General features: G+C 61.2%; 15 protein-coding genes. 9 read left to right on the plus strand and 6 right to left on the minus strand.

Annotation, left to right across the window (positions count from 1 at the left end; all coding sequences use genetic code 11):
• Nucleotides 1–214: 214 nt before the first annotated feature.
• Nucleotides 215–1,609 (minus strand): FAD-binding oxidoreductase, encoded by a 1,395-nt coding sequence (locus Q8O69_RS11650; RefSeq protein ID WP_305592279.1) that lies wholly within the window; start codon nucleotides 1,607–1,609, stop codon nucleotides 215–217.
• 186 nt (nucleotides 1,610–1,795) lie between these two features.
• On the opposite strand from Q8O69_RS11650, the gene serA reads away from it, so the two are divergent.
• Nucleotides 1,796–3,025 (plus strand): phosphoglycerate dehydrogenase, encoded by a 1,230-nt coding sequence (serA, locus tag Q8O69_RS11655; protein WP_167146271.1) that lies wholly within the window; start codon nucleotides 1,796–1,798, stop codon nucleotides 3,023–3,025.
• Between the two features lie 346 nt (nucleotides 3,026–3,371).
• Here the strand turns inward: serA and Q8O69_RS11660 are convergent, their stop codons facing one another.
• Nucleotides 3,372–3,860 carry a DUF523 domain-containing protein gene (locus tag Q8O69_RS11660; protein ID WP_305592281.1) on the minus strand — a complete coding sequence of 163 codons (489 nt, stop codon included), beginning with the start codon at nucleotides 3,858–3,860 and terminating at the stop codon, nucleotides 3,372–3,374.
• A 222-nt stretch (nucleotides 3,861–4,082) separates the two neighbouring features.
• On the opposite strand from Q8O69_RS11660, the gene Q8O69_RS11665 reads away from it, so the two are divergent.
• Complete coding sequence (locus tag Q8O69_RS11665; protein WP_371136118.1) at nucleotides 4,083–4,640, plus strand: DUF6160 family protein; 558 nt, start codon at nucleotides 4,083–4,085, stop codon at nucleotides 4,638–4,640.
• 178 nt (nucleotides 4,641–4,818) lie between these two features.
• Here the strand turns inward: Q8O69_RS11665 and Q8O69_RS11670 are convergent, their stop codons facing one another.
• The gene (locus Q8O69_RS11670) at nucleotides 4,819–5,442 is read right to left on the minus strand and encodes a 2OG-Fe(II) oxygenase (RefSeq protein WP_305592283.1); all 624 of its coding nucleotides are present in this window, start codon (nucleotides 5,440–5,442) and stop codon (nucleotides 4,819–4,821) included.
• A 101-nt stretch (nucleotides 5,443–5,543) separates the two neighbouring features.
• On the opposite strand from Q8O69_RS11670, the gene Q8O69_RS11675 reads away from it, so the two are divergent.
• Nucleotides 5,544–6,311: a hypothetical protein gene (locus Q8O69_RS11675; protein ID WP_305592285.1), complete on the plus strand. Its 768-nt coding sequence runs from the start codon at nucleotides 5,544–5,546 to the stop codon at nucleotides 6,309–6,311.
• Nucleotides 6,312–6,428: 117 nt separating this feature from the next.
• On the opposite strand, the gene Q8O69_RS11680 is transcribed toward Q8O69_RS11675, so the two are convergent.
• Nucleotides 6,429–7,361 carry an alpha/beta hydrolase gene (locus Q8O69_RS11680; RefSeq protein ID WP_305592287.1) on the minus strand — a complete coding sequence of 311 codons (933 nt, stop codon included), beginning with the start codon at nucleotides 7,359–7,361 and terminating at the stop codon, nucleotides 6,429–6,431.
• A gap of 85 nt (nucleotides 7,362–7,446) precedes the next feature.
• Between Q8O69_RS11680 and Q8O69_RS11685 the strand changes: the two genes are divergently transcribed.
• The gene (locus Q8O69_RS11685) at nucleotides 7,447–8,055 is read left to right on the plus strand and encodes a DUF6436 domain-containing protein (protein ID WP_305592289.1); all 609 of its coding nucleotides are present in this window, start codon (nucleotides 7,447–7,449) and stop codon (nucleotides 8,053–8,055) included.
• On the opposite strand, the gene Q8O69_RS11690 is transcribed toward Q8O69_RS11685, so the two are convergent.
• Together Q8O69_RS11690 and Q8O69_RS11695 are read right to left on the minus strand one after the other, a co-directional pair.
• Nucleotides 8,056–8,841: an ABC transporter substrate-binding protein gene (locus Q8O69_RS11690; protein ID WP_305592291.1), complete on the minus strand. Its 786-nt coding sequence runs from the start codon at nucleotides 8,839–8,841 to the stop codon at nucleotides 8,056–8,058.
• A gap of 34 nt (nucleotides 8,842–8,875) precedes the next feature.
• Complete coding sequence (locus Q8O69_RS11695; protein WP_305592292.1) at nucleotides 8,876–9,931, minus strand: AraC family transcriptional regulator; 1,056 nt, start codon at nucleotides 9,929–9,931, stop codon at nucleotides 8,876–8,878.
• A gap of 114 nt (nucleotides 9,932–10,045) precedes the next feature.
• On the opposite strand from Q8O69_RS11695, the gene Q8O69_RS11700 reads away from it, so the two are divergent.
• The 5 genes from Q8O69_RS11700 to Q8O69_RS11720 all read left to right on the plus strand — a co-directional run.
• A complete protein-coding gene (locus Q8O69_RS11700; protein WP_305592294.1) occupies nucleotides 10,046–12,421 on the plus strand; it encodes a penicillin acylase family protein in 2,376 nt (791 codons plus the stop codon).
• A 16-nt stretch (nucleotides 12,422–12,437) separates the two neighbouring features.
• Nucleotides 12,438–13,931, plus strand: coding sequence for a M20 family peptidase (locus Q8O69_RS11705; RefSeq protein ID WP_305592296.1), 1,494 nt, complete (start codon nucleotides 12,438–12,440; stop codon nucleotides 13,929–13,931).
• A gap of 163 nt (nucleotides 13,932–14,094) precedes the next feature.
• Complete coding sequence (locus tag Q8O69_RS11710) at nucleotides 14,095–14,445, plus strand: hypothetical protein (RefSeq protein WP_305592298.1); 351 nt, start codon at nucleotides 14,095–14,097, stop codon at nucleotides 14,443–14,445.
• 61 nt (nucleotides 14,446–14,506) lie between these two features.
• On the plus strand, nucleotides 14,507–15,415 hold the full coding sequence (locus Q8O69_RS11715) for a hypothetical protein (protein ID WP_305592300.1): 909 nt from the start codon (nucleotides 14,507–14,509) through the stop codon (nucleotides 15,413–15,415).
• Nucleotides 15,412–15,625, plus strand: a 214-nt coding sequence (locus Q8O69_RS11720; protein WP_305592302.1) for a hypothetical protein, incomplete at its 3' end; no start/stop codon positions are given. The genes Q8O69_RS11715 and Q8O69_RS11720, both read left to right, overlap by 4 nt.

Here is a 15,625-nt window from a genome sequence, read left to right on the forward strand (position 1 = left end):
TCGTAGGAGCGGGCCATGCCCGCGATGCTTTACGGCGGCCGTTTCGCGGGCATGGCCCGCTCCTACATCCGCCCAACGATCATGCCCGCTTTAGGGCCGGCCGTCGTTGCGACCAAAGCACGATCTCGTAGCCTGGATAAGCGCAGCGCAATCCGGGGCGCCGCTGCCCCGGATTGCGCCAAGGCTTATCCGGGCTACAGATGATCACGGTCAATCAGAGCGGGAAGATCTTGCCCGGGTTCATAATGCCATTCGGGTCGAACACCGCCTTGATGGCCTTCATATAGCCAATCTCGGCTTGCGAGCGGCTGTAGGTCAGGTAATCGCGCTTGGTCATGCCCACGCCGTGTTCGGCGCTGATCGAGCCGTTGTACTTCTGCACGGTCTCGAACACCCACTTGTTGACGGTGGCACACTTGGCGAAGAACTCGTCCTTGGACAGGTTCTCGGGCTTCAAGATATTCAGGTGCAGGTTGCCGTCGCCGATATGGCCGAACCAGACGATTTCGAAGTCCGGGTAATGTTCGCCGACGATAGCGTCGATATCGTGCAAAAACGCTGGCACTTTCGACACAGTGACAGAGATGTCGTTCTTGTACGGTGTCCAGTGGCTGATGGTTTCCGAGATATACTCGCGCAGCTTCCACAGGTTCTGCAGTTGCTGCTCGCTCTGGCTCATCACGCCGTCCAGCACCCAGCCCTGCTCGACGCAATGCTCGAAAGTGGCCAGGGCCGCTTCGGCGACTTCCTCGGTGGTGGCTTCGAATTCCAGCAGGGCGTAGAACGGGCAATCGGTTTCAAAGGCTGCCGGCACGTCGCCACGGGCCATAATCTTGGCCAGGGCCTTGTCGGAGAAGAACTCGAAGGCAGTCAGGTCCAGCTTGTTCTGGAAGGCATGCAGCACCGGCATGATCGAGTCGAAGTCCGGGGTGCCGAGGACCATCGCGGTGAGGTTCTTCGGCGCACGATCCAGGCGCATAGTCGCTTCAACAACGAAGCCCAAGGTGCCTTCCGCGCCGATAAACAGCTGACGCATGTCGTAGCCGGTGGCGTTCTTGATCAGGTCCTTGTTCAGCTCCAACAGTTCTCCGGTGCCGGTGACGACCTTCAGACCAGCTACCCAGTTGCGGGTCATGCCGTAGCGAATCACCTTGATGCCGCCGGCATTGGTGCCGATATTGCCGCCAATCTGGCTGGAACCGGCCGATGCGAAGTCCACCGGGTAGTACAGGCCCTTGTCCTCGGCGAACATCTGCAGCTGTTTGGTCACCACGCCCGGCTGGCATACGGCGGTGCGGTCGAATTCGTTGAAGTCGAGAATCTGGTTCATATAGTCGAAGGCCACCACCACTTCACCATTGGCCGCTACGGCGCCGGCGGACAAACCAGTACGGCCACCGGATGGCACCAGCGCAACCTGGCGCTGATTGGCCCAACGCACGATGGCCTGCACCTGCTCGATGCTCTTGGGGAAGGCAATCGCCAGCGGCGCTGGGGCGAAGTGCTTGGTCCAGTCTTTGCCGTAGGCGTTGAGGGAATCGGCATCGGTGAGCACCTTGCCGGGCTCAACCAGGGTCTTCAGCTCTTCGATCAGCGCAGGGTTGGTCATCTACGGAACTCTCAAACGATTCATGGTCACCCTGAGCACGCTTCATCTGCCAGGGTAGGTGTTTCGCGGGGCTCGTATGCTAGCATACGCCCCCCGTGAATCGTGCCCCCGCGCCGATCTGCGGGTGTAGTCAGCCCTCGCCGCTGACCCTTCCCTGACACTATTTGTGGGACAACAGGTACTCCGATGAGCAAGACCTCTCTCGACAAGAGCAAGATCAAGTTCCTTCTTCTTGAAGGCGTCCACCAGAATGCAGTGGACACCCTGAAGGCCGCTGGTTACACCAACATCGAGTACCTCAAGGGCGCACTCTCCGACGACGAGCTGAAAGAAAAGATCGCCGACGCGCACTTTATCGGTATCCGCTCGCGCACCCAGCTGACCGCCGAAGTCTTTGACTGCGCCAAGCGTCTGGTCGCCGTCGGTTGCTTCTGCATCGGCACCAACCAGGTTGATCTCGACGCCGCCCGCGAGCGCGGTATCGCCGTATTCAACGCACCGTATTCGAACACCCGCTCGGTAGCCGAACTGGTGCTGGCCCAGGCCATCCTGCTGCTGCGCGGCATCCCGGAGAAGAACGCCTCCTGCCACCGTGGCGGCTGGATCAAATCGGCAGCCAACTCCTTCGAAATCCGTGGCAAAAAGCTGGGTATCGTCGGTTACGGCTCAATCGGCACCCAGCTCTCGGTACTGGCGGAAGCCATGGGCATGCAGGTGTTCTTCTACGACACCGTGACCAAGCTGCCGCTGGGCAACGCCACCCAGATCGCCAAATTGCACGACCTGCTGGGCATGTGCGACATCGTGTCGCTGCACGTGCCTGAGCTGCCATCCACCCAGTGGATGATCGGCGAGAAAGAAATCCGCGCGATGAAGAAGGGCGGCATCCTGATCAACGCCGCACGCGGCACCGTGGTCGAGCTGGATCACCTGGCCGCCGCGATCAAGGACGAGCACCTGATCGGCGCAGCCATCGACGTGTTCCCGGTTGAGCCGAAGTCCAACGACGAAGAGTTCGAAAGCCCGCTGCGTGGCCTGGATCGCGTGATCCTGACTCCGCATATCGGCGGTTCGACTGCTGAAGCGCAGGCCAACATTGGCTTGGAAGTGGCTGAGAAACTGGTCAAATACAGCGACAACGGCACCTCGGTTTCGTCCGTCAACTTCCCCGAAGTGGCCCTGCCGGCACACCCGGGCAAGCACCGCCTGCTGCACATCCACGCCAACATTCCGGGCGTGATGAGCGAGATCAACAACGTGTTTGCCGAAAACGGCATCAACATCTCTGGCCAGTTCCTGCAGACCAACGACAAGGTCGGCTACGTGGTCATCGACGTCGACGCCGATTACTCCGACCTGGCGCTGGAGAAACTGCAACACGTTAAAGGCACCATCCGTAGCCGCGTACTGTTCTAAGAACCTGGTTACGATCTGCTGCGCGTCGGCCCTGCGGCGTTAAAAACAGGCTCGAATGCGAGCCCAGTCGGAATGCTCATGTACAAAAGTACACTCCGCTTCCTCGCCTGTTCTTGCCTTGCAGGACTCTAGCTCGCGAGATCGTAATCCAGGTTCTAGGCGTTGCCGCGATACGAAAAAGGGAAGCTTCGGCTTCCCTTTTTGTTGATAGCAGTTTCAACGGCTACTCAGCCGAGCGGCGCTGTGCGGTAGGTTGGCGTTGAGCGCAGCGAAGCCCAAAAGAACGCGGCCTGCATCGTTGGGCTTCGTCGCGTTGCTCCTCAACCCAACCTACTTGCTAGGCGATTCAAACTTCTAATTCGCGTAGCGCTGCCTCAGCAGCCGGCAGCTCTTCTTCGCTAAACACCTGCACCCCAACACGGCGTAAGGCCGCAGCGGTCACGCCTTCACCGGCGACCTTGGTGCCGCTGAAGCTGCCGTCGTAATTCTCCCGATTACCGCACGACGGGCTACGCGCCTTAAGCAGCGCCATGCGGATGCCATATTTCGCCACCAGCGCCAGCGCCTGCTCGGCACCTTCGACAAAGGCGGCAGTAACATCCTCGCCGTCCACCGTTAGCACCGGCAGCAGTCCATCAAGCACCTGCGCGCCCTGACCGCCAGCAATTTCCGCCGGGGCGCGCGGGGTTGGCAGGCCGCCGGCAACTTCCGGGCACAGCGGCACAATCCGCCCCTCCCGCTGCCAACGCTCAAGCACAGTAAACGGGCCATGGGCGCCGCCGTCATAACGTACGCGCTGGCCCAATAGGCAACGGCTCACCAGAATCTTCTGCATCGTTCACGCTCATTCAGTCACCCGCCGTAACACTGCCAGGTTACTGCGCTTACTGGTCGCCGATCAAAGGGACGGGGTGCCGGGCAGATTGCCAAGCGCTTCACGCAGGCAACCCCATCCACGCACAGCGCCGACCTATCCTTCGGCGGGAAGCACACCGACCCGATGGCGCGCACGCCAGGCCAGGCACAGACTCACGCCACTCTAAGAGAGGACGCCTCCATGCATCGCCCACTTCGCACCTTCGCCCTGCTACTCACTGCCAGCCTTGCGGCCTATGCCCTGCCGAGCCAGGCGGCCCTGCTGCCGATGGATAACCAGAGCCTGAGCGAGATTAGCGGGCAGGCCGGCATCAGCATCCGCGCGGATGTGCTGGCGACCATCGGCCAGGTGCGCTGGAGCGATGACGGCGGCCACGCCTCGCTGCGCAATGTGAAGATCGACAACGGCTGCATCACCCCGACCAGCTGCCCGAACGGCTCCGGTGGCAACTTTGCCTTCGGCGCCGCGCAGCTGGGTCTGACCTTGCCAATCTTCGGCGTCAACCTGCCCACGCTGAAAATCGATGTGGTGACCAATGGCAGCGGCCAGCAACAACTGCAGCTGACCCTGCCCGACCTCACCACCATCAACGAACAGTTGGTGGCCAGCGGCATCCCGGCGCAGCGCATTCGCGTGCGCGTCGCCGCCGATATGTACGTCGGCGAAAGCCGCCTGGGCAGTATCGAGATGCGCGACATCACCGATCTGCGCGGGACTTTCAAAGTCTGGGGCCACTAAGAACCTCCTCACGATCTGCTGCGCGTCGGCCCTGCAGCGTTAAAAACAGGCTCGGAATGCTCATTTACCCCAGTAAACTCCGCTTCCTCGCCGCTTTGACCAGCCAAAGGCTGTTACTACGTAGCGCCTTGCATGGCTCTAGCTCGCGAGATCGTGAACAGGTTCTAGCCAATCTTGACTAGAACGGCCCATTGCCCCGCCGGCGAAACCAGCCGGTCAATGACAGCCGCTCGCGCGTTGCCGGCAATACTTCGTGGGGCATATCGGCAGAGAGAAACAGCAGCAGGCTGCCCGCCTGCGGCAACACATCGCGGGTCTCGCCATTCGGCAGATACAAACGCAGCGCGCCGCCGTGCTCGACCTGCCAATCCTCATTGAGATAGAACACCGCCGACACCGCGCGGCGATCATCATCGCGAAAGCGGTCCACGTGCTTCTGATAGAACGCCCCCGGCGGATACAGGGCAAAGTGCCCCTCGAAATCCTCCAGTCCCAGGTACAAGCCCTGGTTCAGCGCCACCCTCAGCTCATCAAACGCCTGCAGATATTGATCGCACGCTGGAGCCTGACCAGCTTCCAACCACTGAATATGGTCGCCGCGCACCCCTTCGCGGATCTGCTGCTGCGCGCCACGGCCGACGCCGGCGGGCGCCAATGCACCTTGTGCGGCACGTTTACGGCACTCTTCGGCCAGTTCGAGAGTCAGAGACTGGGCAATAAACTGCGCCTGCAGCGACCAACCGTGTTCGGCCAGGCCGTCAACGATGCGGGTCAGGAGTGCGGTATGGGTATCGGTCGTCATGCTGGCGATTCTACCAGCCTGTCATCGTTTGATTCACAGCCTCGCGAACCTCGACAAGCATCGCTATGCCGCAGAAAATAGCTGCCCCCTATGGAGTCCCTATGCGCGCCCTTTCCGTTGTGTTGACCCTGCTGCTTAGCCTGCCCGCCCTGGCCGACGATTATCTGCAGCTGTATCAGGCGGCCGGCTGGCCGCAGCAGCGCATGCATTTCAGCGATGCTCTACAGGCCGCTCAGGAACGCTACCGCAGCAGCCTGCCGCCGGCAGTGCACCAGGCGCTGGTAAACAACAGCAACCAGCGCTTTGCCGCCGCCGCGGTGGATCAACGCGCCCAGCAGGGCCTGCGTGACAGCCTCGGCAACCCGGGCAGCGCCTTGCAGTTTTTTCAGTCGCCACTGGGTCGCAAGATTGTCGACGCCGAGCTGCTGGCCACCCGCAGCGATCAACTGGCGCGCTACGCCAACGGCCTGCCGCGCAGTGAAGCCAGTGCCACCCGTCGCCTGCTGATCCGTCACCTGGCCCAGGCGCTGCCCGCCAAAGAAGCCGGCGCCGAAGTCAGCCTGGCGCTGGCCGGTGTCGCCGCCGACAGCCTTAGTCAGATGCTCCCCGGCCTGCTCGGCGGCGACAGCGCCCAGGCCATGCTCAATGGCCAGCGTCAGCGCCTGATGGAGCAGATCGGTGCGGATCTGGATAACACACTGCTGCACGTCTACCGCGAGCTGAGTGATCCGGAACTGGAAGAGTTTGTCAGCTTTGCTCAATCCGAAAGCGGCAAGAGCTACTACCAGGCCGCGTTGGCCGCCATCCGCAGCGGGCTGGCGGTTGGCCAGAGCAGCGCCAGTCTGGCCCCAGCACCGCAAGGCATCTGAGCCGAATCCGCGTAGGTTGGTGTTGAGCGCAGCGAAGCCCAACATGGCGTGCATGGCACTCAGCTCGACGATCCGTTGCAGTCGTTGGGCTTCGTCGCGTTGCTCCTCAACACCAACCTACGCCAAATGCTCGGTCAAAAACTCGAAATAGCGCTGGCGCAAGGCCGGCGCTTCATTGGCCAGGTGATGCCGCGCCTCGGCCAGGCGCAGTATCTGCGGCGCGGCGAACTTGTCCTGCAACACGTCAAGGTTGTGCTGCCAGGCCACCGTCATATCCGCCTCACCCTGAATGATCAACGGGCTGCGTGCACTGCGCGGGGCGGCTTCGATATGCGGCACCCACTGACTGAGCGCGCCAACCCAGGCGGTCGGCAGGTTGCGTGGCTGCAGCGGGTCTTGGTGATGGACGAAGTCGATAAACTCGGCATCGCTGGAATTGACGCTGAAACGCCGGGGAATCTCGCTGACAAAGCGCTTCATGATGCGGTAGCTGAACTGCGACCAGCCCCAGGCACGCGGTCGCACCAGCGGCGCCAGGAGAATGGTTTCGCCGATTGCCGCGCCTGGTGCACCGGTCAGCAGGTAGTCGATCAGAATCGCCCCGCCTGTGCTTTGCCCGCACAGATGCCAGGGTTGCGGCAGCTCTAGCACCGCGGCTTCAGCCAGCACCGCCTGCAACACCGTCTGGTACTCGGCAAAATCGCCGATGCTGGCGCGCGCGCCGCTGGACAGGCCATGCCCCGGCAGATCAAAACTCAACACGGCAAAGCCCATGCCCAGCGCCCACTCGATCACATGGCGGTACAGGCCAACGTGGTCGTAGTAACCATGCAGCAGCACCAACGTGGCACGCGGCTGCTCAGGCCACCAGGCTTGTAGCGCAATCTGGTAGCCGCCCGCCTGCAGCGTGCCCATACGGCTGTGCGTAGCCGAGGTATCGCTGAAGCCGTAAAACTGCCGGTATGCCTGTTCGGCCGGTGACAGGGCAACGGCTGCGGCCAAGGGTCGCAGACTGGCAAGCAGGTTTTCCGGCTGAAACGGCTCTGGCATAAGGCTTCCATCAAACTTACGGGCTAGTCACAGGCCATCCAGGGCTGTGCAATCAGGTTGCGGATATTCAGCTGTCGCGCCAGTCATGGCAAGCTGCGCGCCTGTTTGCCGAAGACCGCCGATGACTCGACCCACGCGCAAGACCCTACTCGCCAGCCTGCTGATTCTGCTCTGGGCCGCCGCCATGCTCGCCGCCTACTGGTGGTACGAAGCGCGCTACCTGCGCAGTTTCAGCGAGCAGACCGCGCTGTTTTACGGTGAACAACTGCGCCTGCCGGATGAGCTGGCCGGCCCCGGGCCGATCCGTCTGGTGCACTTCTGGGACCCGGCCTGCCCGTGCAATGTCGGCAACCAGCAGCACCTGGCCGAATTGATCGAACGCTTCGGCCCCCAGGGCGTGAGCTTCTATGCCGTGCAAAAACCCGGCAGCACTGGCCAGCTGCCCAGCACCCTCAGCGCCCTGCAACCGCTGGCAGAACTGGCGGGCAGCTCGCAGATCCCTGCCAGCCCGGCGGTGGCGATCTGGGACCGCAATGGCCAACTGGCCTACTTCGGCCCCTACAGCGAAGGCGCCGTATGCACCTCCAGCAACAGCTTTATCGAACCGATTCTCGATGCGCTGATTGAAGAGCGCCCGGTCAACGCCAGCAACACGCTCGCAGTAGGCTGTTTCTGCGACTGGCAGAGCCACTGACTACTTCAGGCCGTCCGGCGTAAAGCGCTGAAAGATCTGCTGCGCCTCGCCGCTGGCCTGCAGCTGTTTAAGCTGCTGATCAAACTGGCTGACCAGACGTTCACCCCGCGCTGAGCCCTTGCTGACCAGCAGAAAGAACTCCTTATTGGCGACCAGTGGAACATGCCGTAATTGTTCATGGCCCTGATAGATACCCAGCGCCAGGCCGCCATATAACGGCTCGATCTCGCTGGGGAAGAAGTCGCAGCGCTGACGCTGCAGCATATCCAGGTTCTGCTGAATGCCGGGGAAGCGCTTGATCGGCTCGCCCAGGCCAAACGGCTGGTAGTTGTAGCCAATCACCCCGCACACCCGATAGGGCTGCAGGTTCTGCAGCAAGGCGGGTAACGGCACTTCGGCAAAGCGCTGAGCGGAGTAGAACAGCCCAAGCCGCGTTGCGTAGAGGCGCGCACTGTAATGCGCATAGGCCGAGCGCTCGGCGTTGTAGCTGGCATCCCAGGTCAGCTCGCAGCGGCCCTTTTCAGCAAAGTCTGCCAGCTCCTGCTGCACCCGCGCCCAGGGCATGTAGTGCACTTCATAGGGCAGCTGCAAACGCTGCAGAATCTCCAGCACCAGGGTGCTGGCCGACCCAGTCAGACGGCTGCGGTCCACCTCGCCATCGCTGCGCTGCCAATAGGTGTAAGGCGGCCACTCATTGCTGTCGCCCAGACAAATCTGCACTGGCGGCGCCGCCAGGCAGGGCATCGCCAGCAGCACCAACACTCCACTCGCCATCATTCGCCACATAACTACTACCTCAGGCCTGTGTAGAAAGGCTAGATCAGTCTGGCGCTGTTATTCCCGCACCCGACTGTCGGCGAAAGCCCTGCGGCGTCTCGCCCTGCCAGCGTTTGAACGCGCGGTAGAACGGCGAAAGCTCGGCAAAGCCACAGGCGCGCGCCACTTCGCGGATCGCCAGACCGCTGTCGAGCAGGGTCTGGGCGCGTAGGCGGCGGACCTCATCGTGCAGCTGGCGAAAGCTCTGCTGTTGTTCGGCCAACGCTCGTTGCAGGCCGCCGACGCTGTAACCGAGGGCCTTGGCGCAGCGCGGCAGATCGCACAGCTGCACGCCAATATTGACTTCCAGCCAGTAGCGCACGCGATTGAGCAACTGGTTTTCCTCCAGTTCCGCCAACTCAACTTCTGCCTGCGCCCAGAGCACCTCGAACAGCCGTGGGTTGGCGCTGCGCGATGGCCGACCAAGCCAGGCACGCGGGAAGATCAGCGCGTCATGCGCCTGTGAAAACTGCGGCAGCAGGCCGAACAAGCGTCGATGCTCGCTCAGGCGACGCGGTGCGGGGTGACGAAAGTCCAGCCCCGACAGGCGGAAACTGCCGTCGTTGTTGATGCTGGCGAGCATCTTCTGCAACAGCAGCGCCAAACACTCCATCTGCTGGCGCAGCGAGCCGACGCCACGGTAGTTGAGGTCGAAGATCAGCCGCACCTGCTCGTCGTCCAGCTCCAGGCGCGCGGCAAAGCCACCGGAAAGGATATGTTGAAAGCGCACAAACCCTTCCAGCGCCTGCCCCAAGTCGCGACTGGCCAGCAGCAGGTAACCCACCACATCCAGCGGCCGTGGCTGCATGGTTTCGCCCAGGTGCAGGCCAATATCCACATCACCGCTGATGCCTGCCAGCGCCTGCCAGAAGCGCGGCGCGTTGTCGTGGTCCTCGCGGGCATTGAACAGCGGCGGCGCCAGCACGGCGCCCTGGTAGGCCTGGCGATAGGTATCGGTCGGGTCCAGGCCGAGCTCCGCCAACGCTTCGTACAGCAGGCGGCGCAGGGTCGAGGAATGGGTCAGCGCGCTGGCGATGCTGTTATGCGGGTCGGTTTCCATAAAGCCCTCAATAATTGACCAAAGACTTTCATTCCTGCTGTATTTGGTCAATGCCGGGGCCGTAATCCGCCCGCACAATGGCTGCGTTGATAAAACCTATAACAAGGAACACCCATGAAACGCACCCTGACCGTCCTTGCCGTACTAGTCGCAGCCACTGCCGCCGGCGCTTACTGGTATATCGACAGCAAACAGCCGCAACGCGCGGGCGAGCTGAGCCTGAGTTCACTGCAGGCGCCGGTCACGGTGGATTACGACGAGCGTGGCGTGCCGCATATCCAGGCGCAGAACGAGGCCGATATGTACCGCGCATTGGGTTATGTGCATGCGCAGGATCGGCTGTTCCAGATGGAAATCCTGCGGCGCCTGGCCCGTGGCGAGCTGGCAGAGATTCTCGGCAGCACACTGGTCGACACCGACCGCCTGTTCCGCACCCTGGGCATACGCGAACACGCCGACCGCTACGCGGCGAAGATGGACATGAGCACCCCGGCGAGCCAGGCACTGCAGGCCTACCTGGATGGCATCAACCAGTACCAGGCCAACCGCCCGGCACCCATCGAGTTCGATGTGCTGGGCATCGAGAAACGCCCGTTCACCACCGCCGACACCCTCAGCGTCGCCGGTTATATGGCCTACAGCTTCGCCGCCGCGTTTCGCACCGAACCAGTGCTGACGCATATCCGCGACCAGCTGGGCACCGACTACCTCAAAGTCTTCGACCTCGACTGGCACCCGCAGGGCGTGGTCGGGCAGAACCTCGCCGCTGGTGATTGGCAGGATCTCAACGCCATTGCCGAACTAAGCCACGCCGCGCTGCTGAATGCCGGCCTGCCGCAGTTCGAGGGCAGCAACGCCTGGGCGGTGTCCAGCAGCCGCACCGCCAGCGGCAAACCGCTGCTGGCTGGCGACCCGCATATCCGCTTCGCGGTGCCGTCGGTGTGGTACGAGGCCAATCTCAGCTACCCCGGTTTCAGCCTGTACGGCCATCACCAGGCGCTCAACCCGGTGGCTTCGCTGGGCCATAACCGCGAGTTCGCCTGGAGCCTGACCATGTTCCAGAACGACGACCTCGACCTGATCGCCGAGAAAACCAACCCGGCCAATCCCAATCAAGTCTGGTACCGCGGCCAGTGGGTCGAGCTGCAAAGCCGCGTCGAGCAGATCAGCGTCAAGGACGCCGCGCCGGTCAGCCTGACCATCCGCCGCTCGCCACACGGCCCGCTGATCAACAGCGCCCTGGGTGAAACCGTCGGCAGCACGCCGATTGCCATGTGGTGGGCGTTTCTGGAAACCGAGAACCCGATCCTCGATGGTTTCTACCAGCTCAACCGCGCCGCCAGCCTGGAGCAGGCCCGCGCCGCCGTCGAGCATATCGAGGCGCCGGGGCTGAACGTGGTGTGGGCCAATGCCACGGGCGATATCGGCTGGTGGGCGGCGGCGAAACTGCCGCGCCGCCCGGCCGGGGTCAACCCAAGCTTTATCCTCGACAGCGCCAGTGGCGAGGCAGAAAAAGACGGCTACTACCCGTTCAGCGCCAACCCGCAGGAGGAGAACCCAGCGCGCGGTTATATCGTCTCGGCCAACTACCAGCCCGTGTCGCCGACCGGCATGGAAATACCCGGCTACTACAACCTCGCCGACCGTGGCCAGCGCCTGGATGAGCGCCTGAGCGACAGCAGCGTGAAATGGGACTTGAGCAACAGCCAAGCCCTGCAACTCGACCCTGGCACCGGCTATCCGCAGCACCTGCTTGCACCATTGGCCGCCGACCTGCGCGCCGCAGCGGGTGATGCCGAGGAGCAAGCCCTGGTCGAGCAACTGCTGAGCTGGGATGGCCAACATACGCTCGATGCCACTGCCGCCACCCTGTTCAACCAGTTGGTCTATCAACTGACATCTGAGGCGATGGCCGACGAACTGGGCGAAGCCTTCTTCGCCAACCTGCTGCAAACCCGCGTGCTCGACAGCGCCCTGCCGCGCCTGGCCGCCGACGCCAACTCGCCGTGGTGGGACAAGCGCGGTAGCGATGCCGTGGAAAGCCGCGCCGATACCGTCAAGGCCGCCTGGCAGGCCAGCCTTGCCCATCTGCGCAGCACCCTGGGTGACGACACCACTCAGTGGACCTGGGGCAGCGCGCATACCCTCACCCACAGCCACCCGCTGGGCCAACAGCAGCCGCTGGATAAGCTGTTCAACGTCGGCCCATTCGCGGCGCCGGGCGGCCATGAAACGCCCAACAACCTGTCGCAACCGGTAGGCCCGGCGCCCTGGTCAGTGGTCTACGGCCCCTCGACCCGTCGGCTGATCGATATGGCCGACGCCAGCAGCGCGCGGGGCATCAACCCGGTCGGGCAGAGCGGCGTGCTATTCGATAAGCACTACAAGGACCAGGCCGACGCCTATATTCGTGGTGAGTACGTGCCGATGCACCTGGATGCCGAGGCGATCAAGGCCAATAGCCGCAGCCAGCTGATTCTTCGCCCCTAAGCGCCCGGAGCCTGCCATGAAACGCCTGTTATTGGTTGTATTGATCGCCCTGCTCGGCCTGATTGGCGTAGTCGTCGGCCGCACCCTTTTGCTGCCTGCCGCCGCCGTCAACAAGGCACCAGTCAGCCTGCCTGAGGGGGTGGATGCACAACGTGCAGCGGAGAGTTTGGCGGCGGCGATTCGCCTGCCGACCCTGTCGCATCAGGTCGGCACCCCGGCCAGCCAACAGGCCGCCAGCGACGCTGCCTTTGCCGGCCTACGCGAGTGGCTGACGCAGCGCTACCCACGCCTGACTGCTAACACCGAACAACTGCCTACCGGCAGCCCGAGCATCCTGCTGCGCTGGCCGGGCAAGGACAGCAACCTGCCCGCCGCCCTGCTGATGGCGCACCAGGATGTAGTGCCCGTCGCGCCCGGCACCGAAGAGCTGTGGAGCCACCCGCCGTTTTCCGGGGCGATAGCCGATGGCTTTATCTGGGGCCGTGGCGCCATCGACAGCAAAGGCTCGATGGTGGCGATCCTCGAAGCGGTGGAAACCCTGATCGCCCAGGGCTTTCAGCCGCAACGCGATGTGCTGCTGGCCTTTGGTCACGATGAAGAAATCGGCGGCCACCAAGGCAACCGGCGCATCGCCGCGCAATTGCAGGCGCAAGGCAAACGCCTGGCCTGGGTCAGCGATGAAGGCGGCTTTGTGGTGCGCGGGCAAATCCCCGGCGTCAGCCAGGATGTAGCCGTGGTCGGCATTGCGGAGAAAGGCTACGTCAGCCTGACCCTGCAAGCCAACGCCCAGGGCGGCCATTCCTCACAGCCGCCGGCCTTCGATGAAACCGCCATCGGCCGCTTGAGCCAGGCCCTGCAACGGGTAGGCGATGCGCCGTTTCAACGCGGCTTCGACGGCCCCACCGGCGACCTGCTGGCCAGCTTTACCCCGGCGCAATCTTTCGGTTATCGATTGATCTTCGCCAACCTCTGGCTGTTCGGCCCACTGGTGGAACAGCAGCTTGCCGCCTCACCGGCCGGTGCCGCGCAACTGCAAACCTCACTGTCGCCAACCCTGCTGCGCGCCGGTATTAAGGAAAACGTTTTGCCGCCCAGCGCCCGCGCCACCCTCAACCTGCGCATCCACCCACGCGACAGCATCGCCAGCGTTGCCGAACACGTGCGCAACGCCGTGGCGGATGAGCAGATCAGCGTCAAAGTCATGCCCGCCGGCCGCGAGCCCTCGGCAGTCTCCGACGTCAACGGCAAAGCCTACAAAGCCTTCGCCGAAGTGATCCGGCAGAGCTTTAGCAACACCCTGGTCAGCCCCAACCTCACCGTCGGCGGCACCGACTCGCGCTACTACGAGCCGCTGACCGACAACATCTTCCGCTTTAGCCCCCTGCTGATGGAACGCGACGACCTACCGCGCATGCACGGCACCAACGAGCGCGTGGGGATCGATACGCTGGCCAATGCCAGCGGCTTCTATTACCGGCTGCTGCAGAGCCTGAACAACCCGGCCAACTAGACCGAAACCACGCGAGGGGCGCAACGCCCATCGCGTGTGCTGCAGCCAACACAGCGCCGCGTAGGGTGGACAACGCGAAGCTTGTCCACCTCATGCTCGCTTGAGCCTCCCGACGGATATAGGCAGACTGCCAGCAGGACACTGCCACCCAACGGGGCACGATATGGACGTTGTAAAAAGCCTCAAGCCAGGCAAAAACGGCACCAAACGCTTTGTCGAACGCTACGGCGACGACCTGATCGCCGTGCGCTACCGCCACGACGCGGAAAAGCAGATCAGCTACACCACTGTCGAACTGATCGTCGAACGCAAACACAAACCCGCGAAAACCCGCGCCCATACGCCCAAACAACCAACGGCGTTGGTATTCGTGCGTATCAGTTTTCACGAGAAAAATATGCAATTGGCGGTAAAGCAGGCTGGCGGCAAATGGCAGCCTGAAGAGAAAGCATGGCTGCTGAGTTACAAAGCGGCAGTGCAGCTGGGGCTGCAAGAACGGATCATCAATAACTGATGATCACATATGGATACGGGATAGCCAGATTTGGATACTTATTGCCAGCAGTGGAAATGGTGTGCAGATTTGGATATGTCGTCTAATTATAGTTATATTCAAAATGAAAAAAACAGAGTTCATTGAAGGAGCATACTCTGCTCTAGAAGAGATTGAGTCACTAAGCCGAGAAAGCCTTAGAGCCGAGCTATCAGACTGGGATGAAATAATTAAAAGCTGTATTGAAGCCGGAGGATTAGCCCCAACTTTACCGGCTAAAAATCATGGCCTGCCCCGAATTAATGCTGCTGCCCCATTCCTAAAACGGGCACTTACAGATCTTAGAGCAATACATTTATTAGTAAGAATCGGCTATACATCCCAAGCCGCAAGCATTGCTGCATCTCTATGGGAAAACGCTCTAACTGCTGCAGTTCTCGCAGAGTCTGAGTCTTTGACCAACCAAGCAAGGTCAACAAAATTCGCCGAAATACCTTGGGCACCAACGCAACTCGCGAAACTCAACGCCAAACGAGAGTTAAAAATACAGTACAAGGGCCAGCCTTATCCGCAAAAAGAATTCGAGGATAACTGGACAATAAGTTATTACAACTACAAATGGCTTTGCCAGATAAAACATCCAACCTGGCAATCAGCATTTCACGATGTAAAGTCAGCTAAAACCACTGAAGATCAATATGCGATTTTTCCATTCCCCTGCAATTTCCCAGAAGACATGCACCTTAAGTTTGCAATCCTTGGAAATTCAGTAAGCAAAACATTAGAAGCAGTGAAATCTTTCTTTCTATCTTTGGAGTGCGACGAGGGTAATGAGGGTTACTCGAAATTTGAAAGCAAAGTAAATTTCGCTCACTTTGGAGTGCTAAAGCAAATGCAAAAATTTGCCGGCAAGCAATCCCCTGTAAAAGTTCTAGACAGAAAATTCATCAAAACAGATTTTTCAACACTTATCGAAAAGTACGGGGAATGAATATAACAATTGGTTCAAACCGTTCGCTTCGCTCACTGGGACTGGCTAAAGCCAGCCCCTTAACCAAACGTTATAGGACTACCGTGCGTATTGCTTTAATAATTCTCATAGCCATCACAGCTAGCGGATGCATATCTGCAGATTATAAATCTGGCAGCTATTGGGTGCTTGATGAAAAAAGCCCAACGTTTAACAAAACAGTTCCCGGGC

The organism is Pseudomonas sp. (assembly GCF_030690725.1).
Lineage (GTDB): Bacteria > Pseudomonadota > Gammaproteobacteria > Pseudomonadales > Pseudomonadaceae > Aquipseudomonas.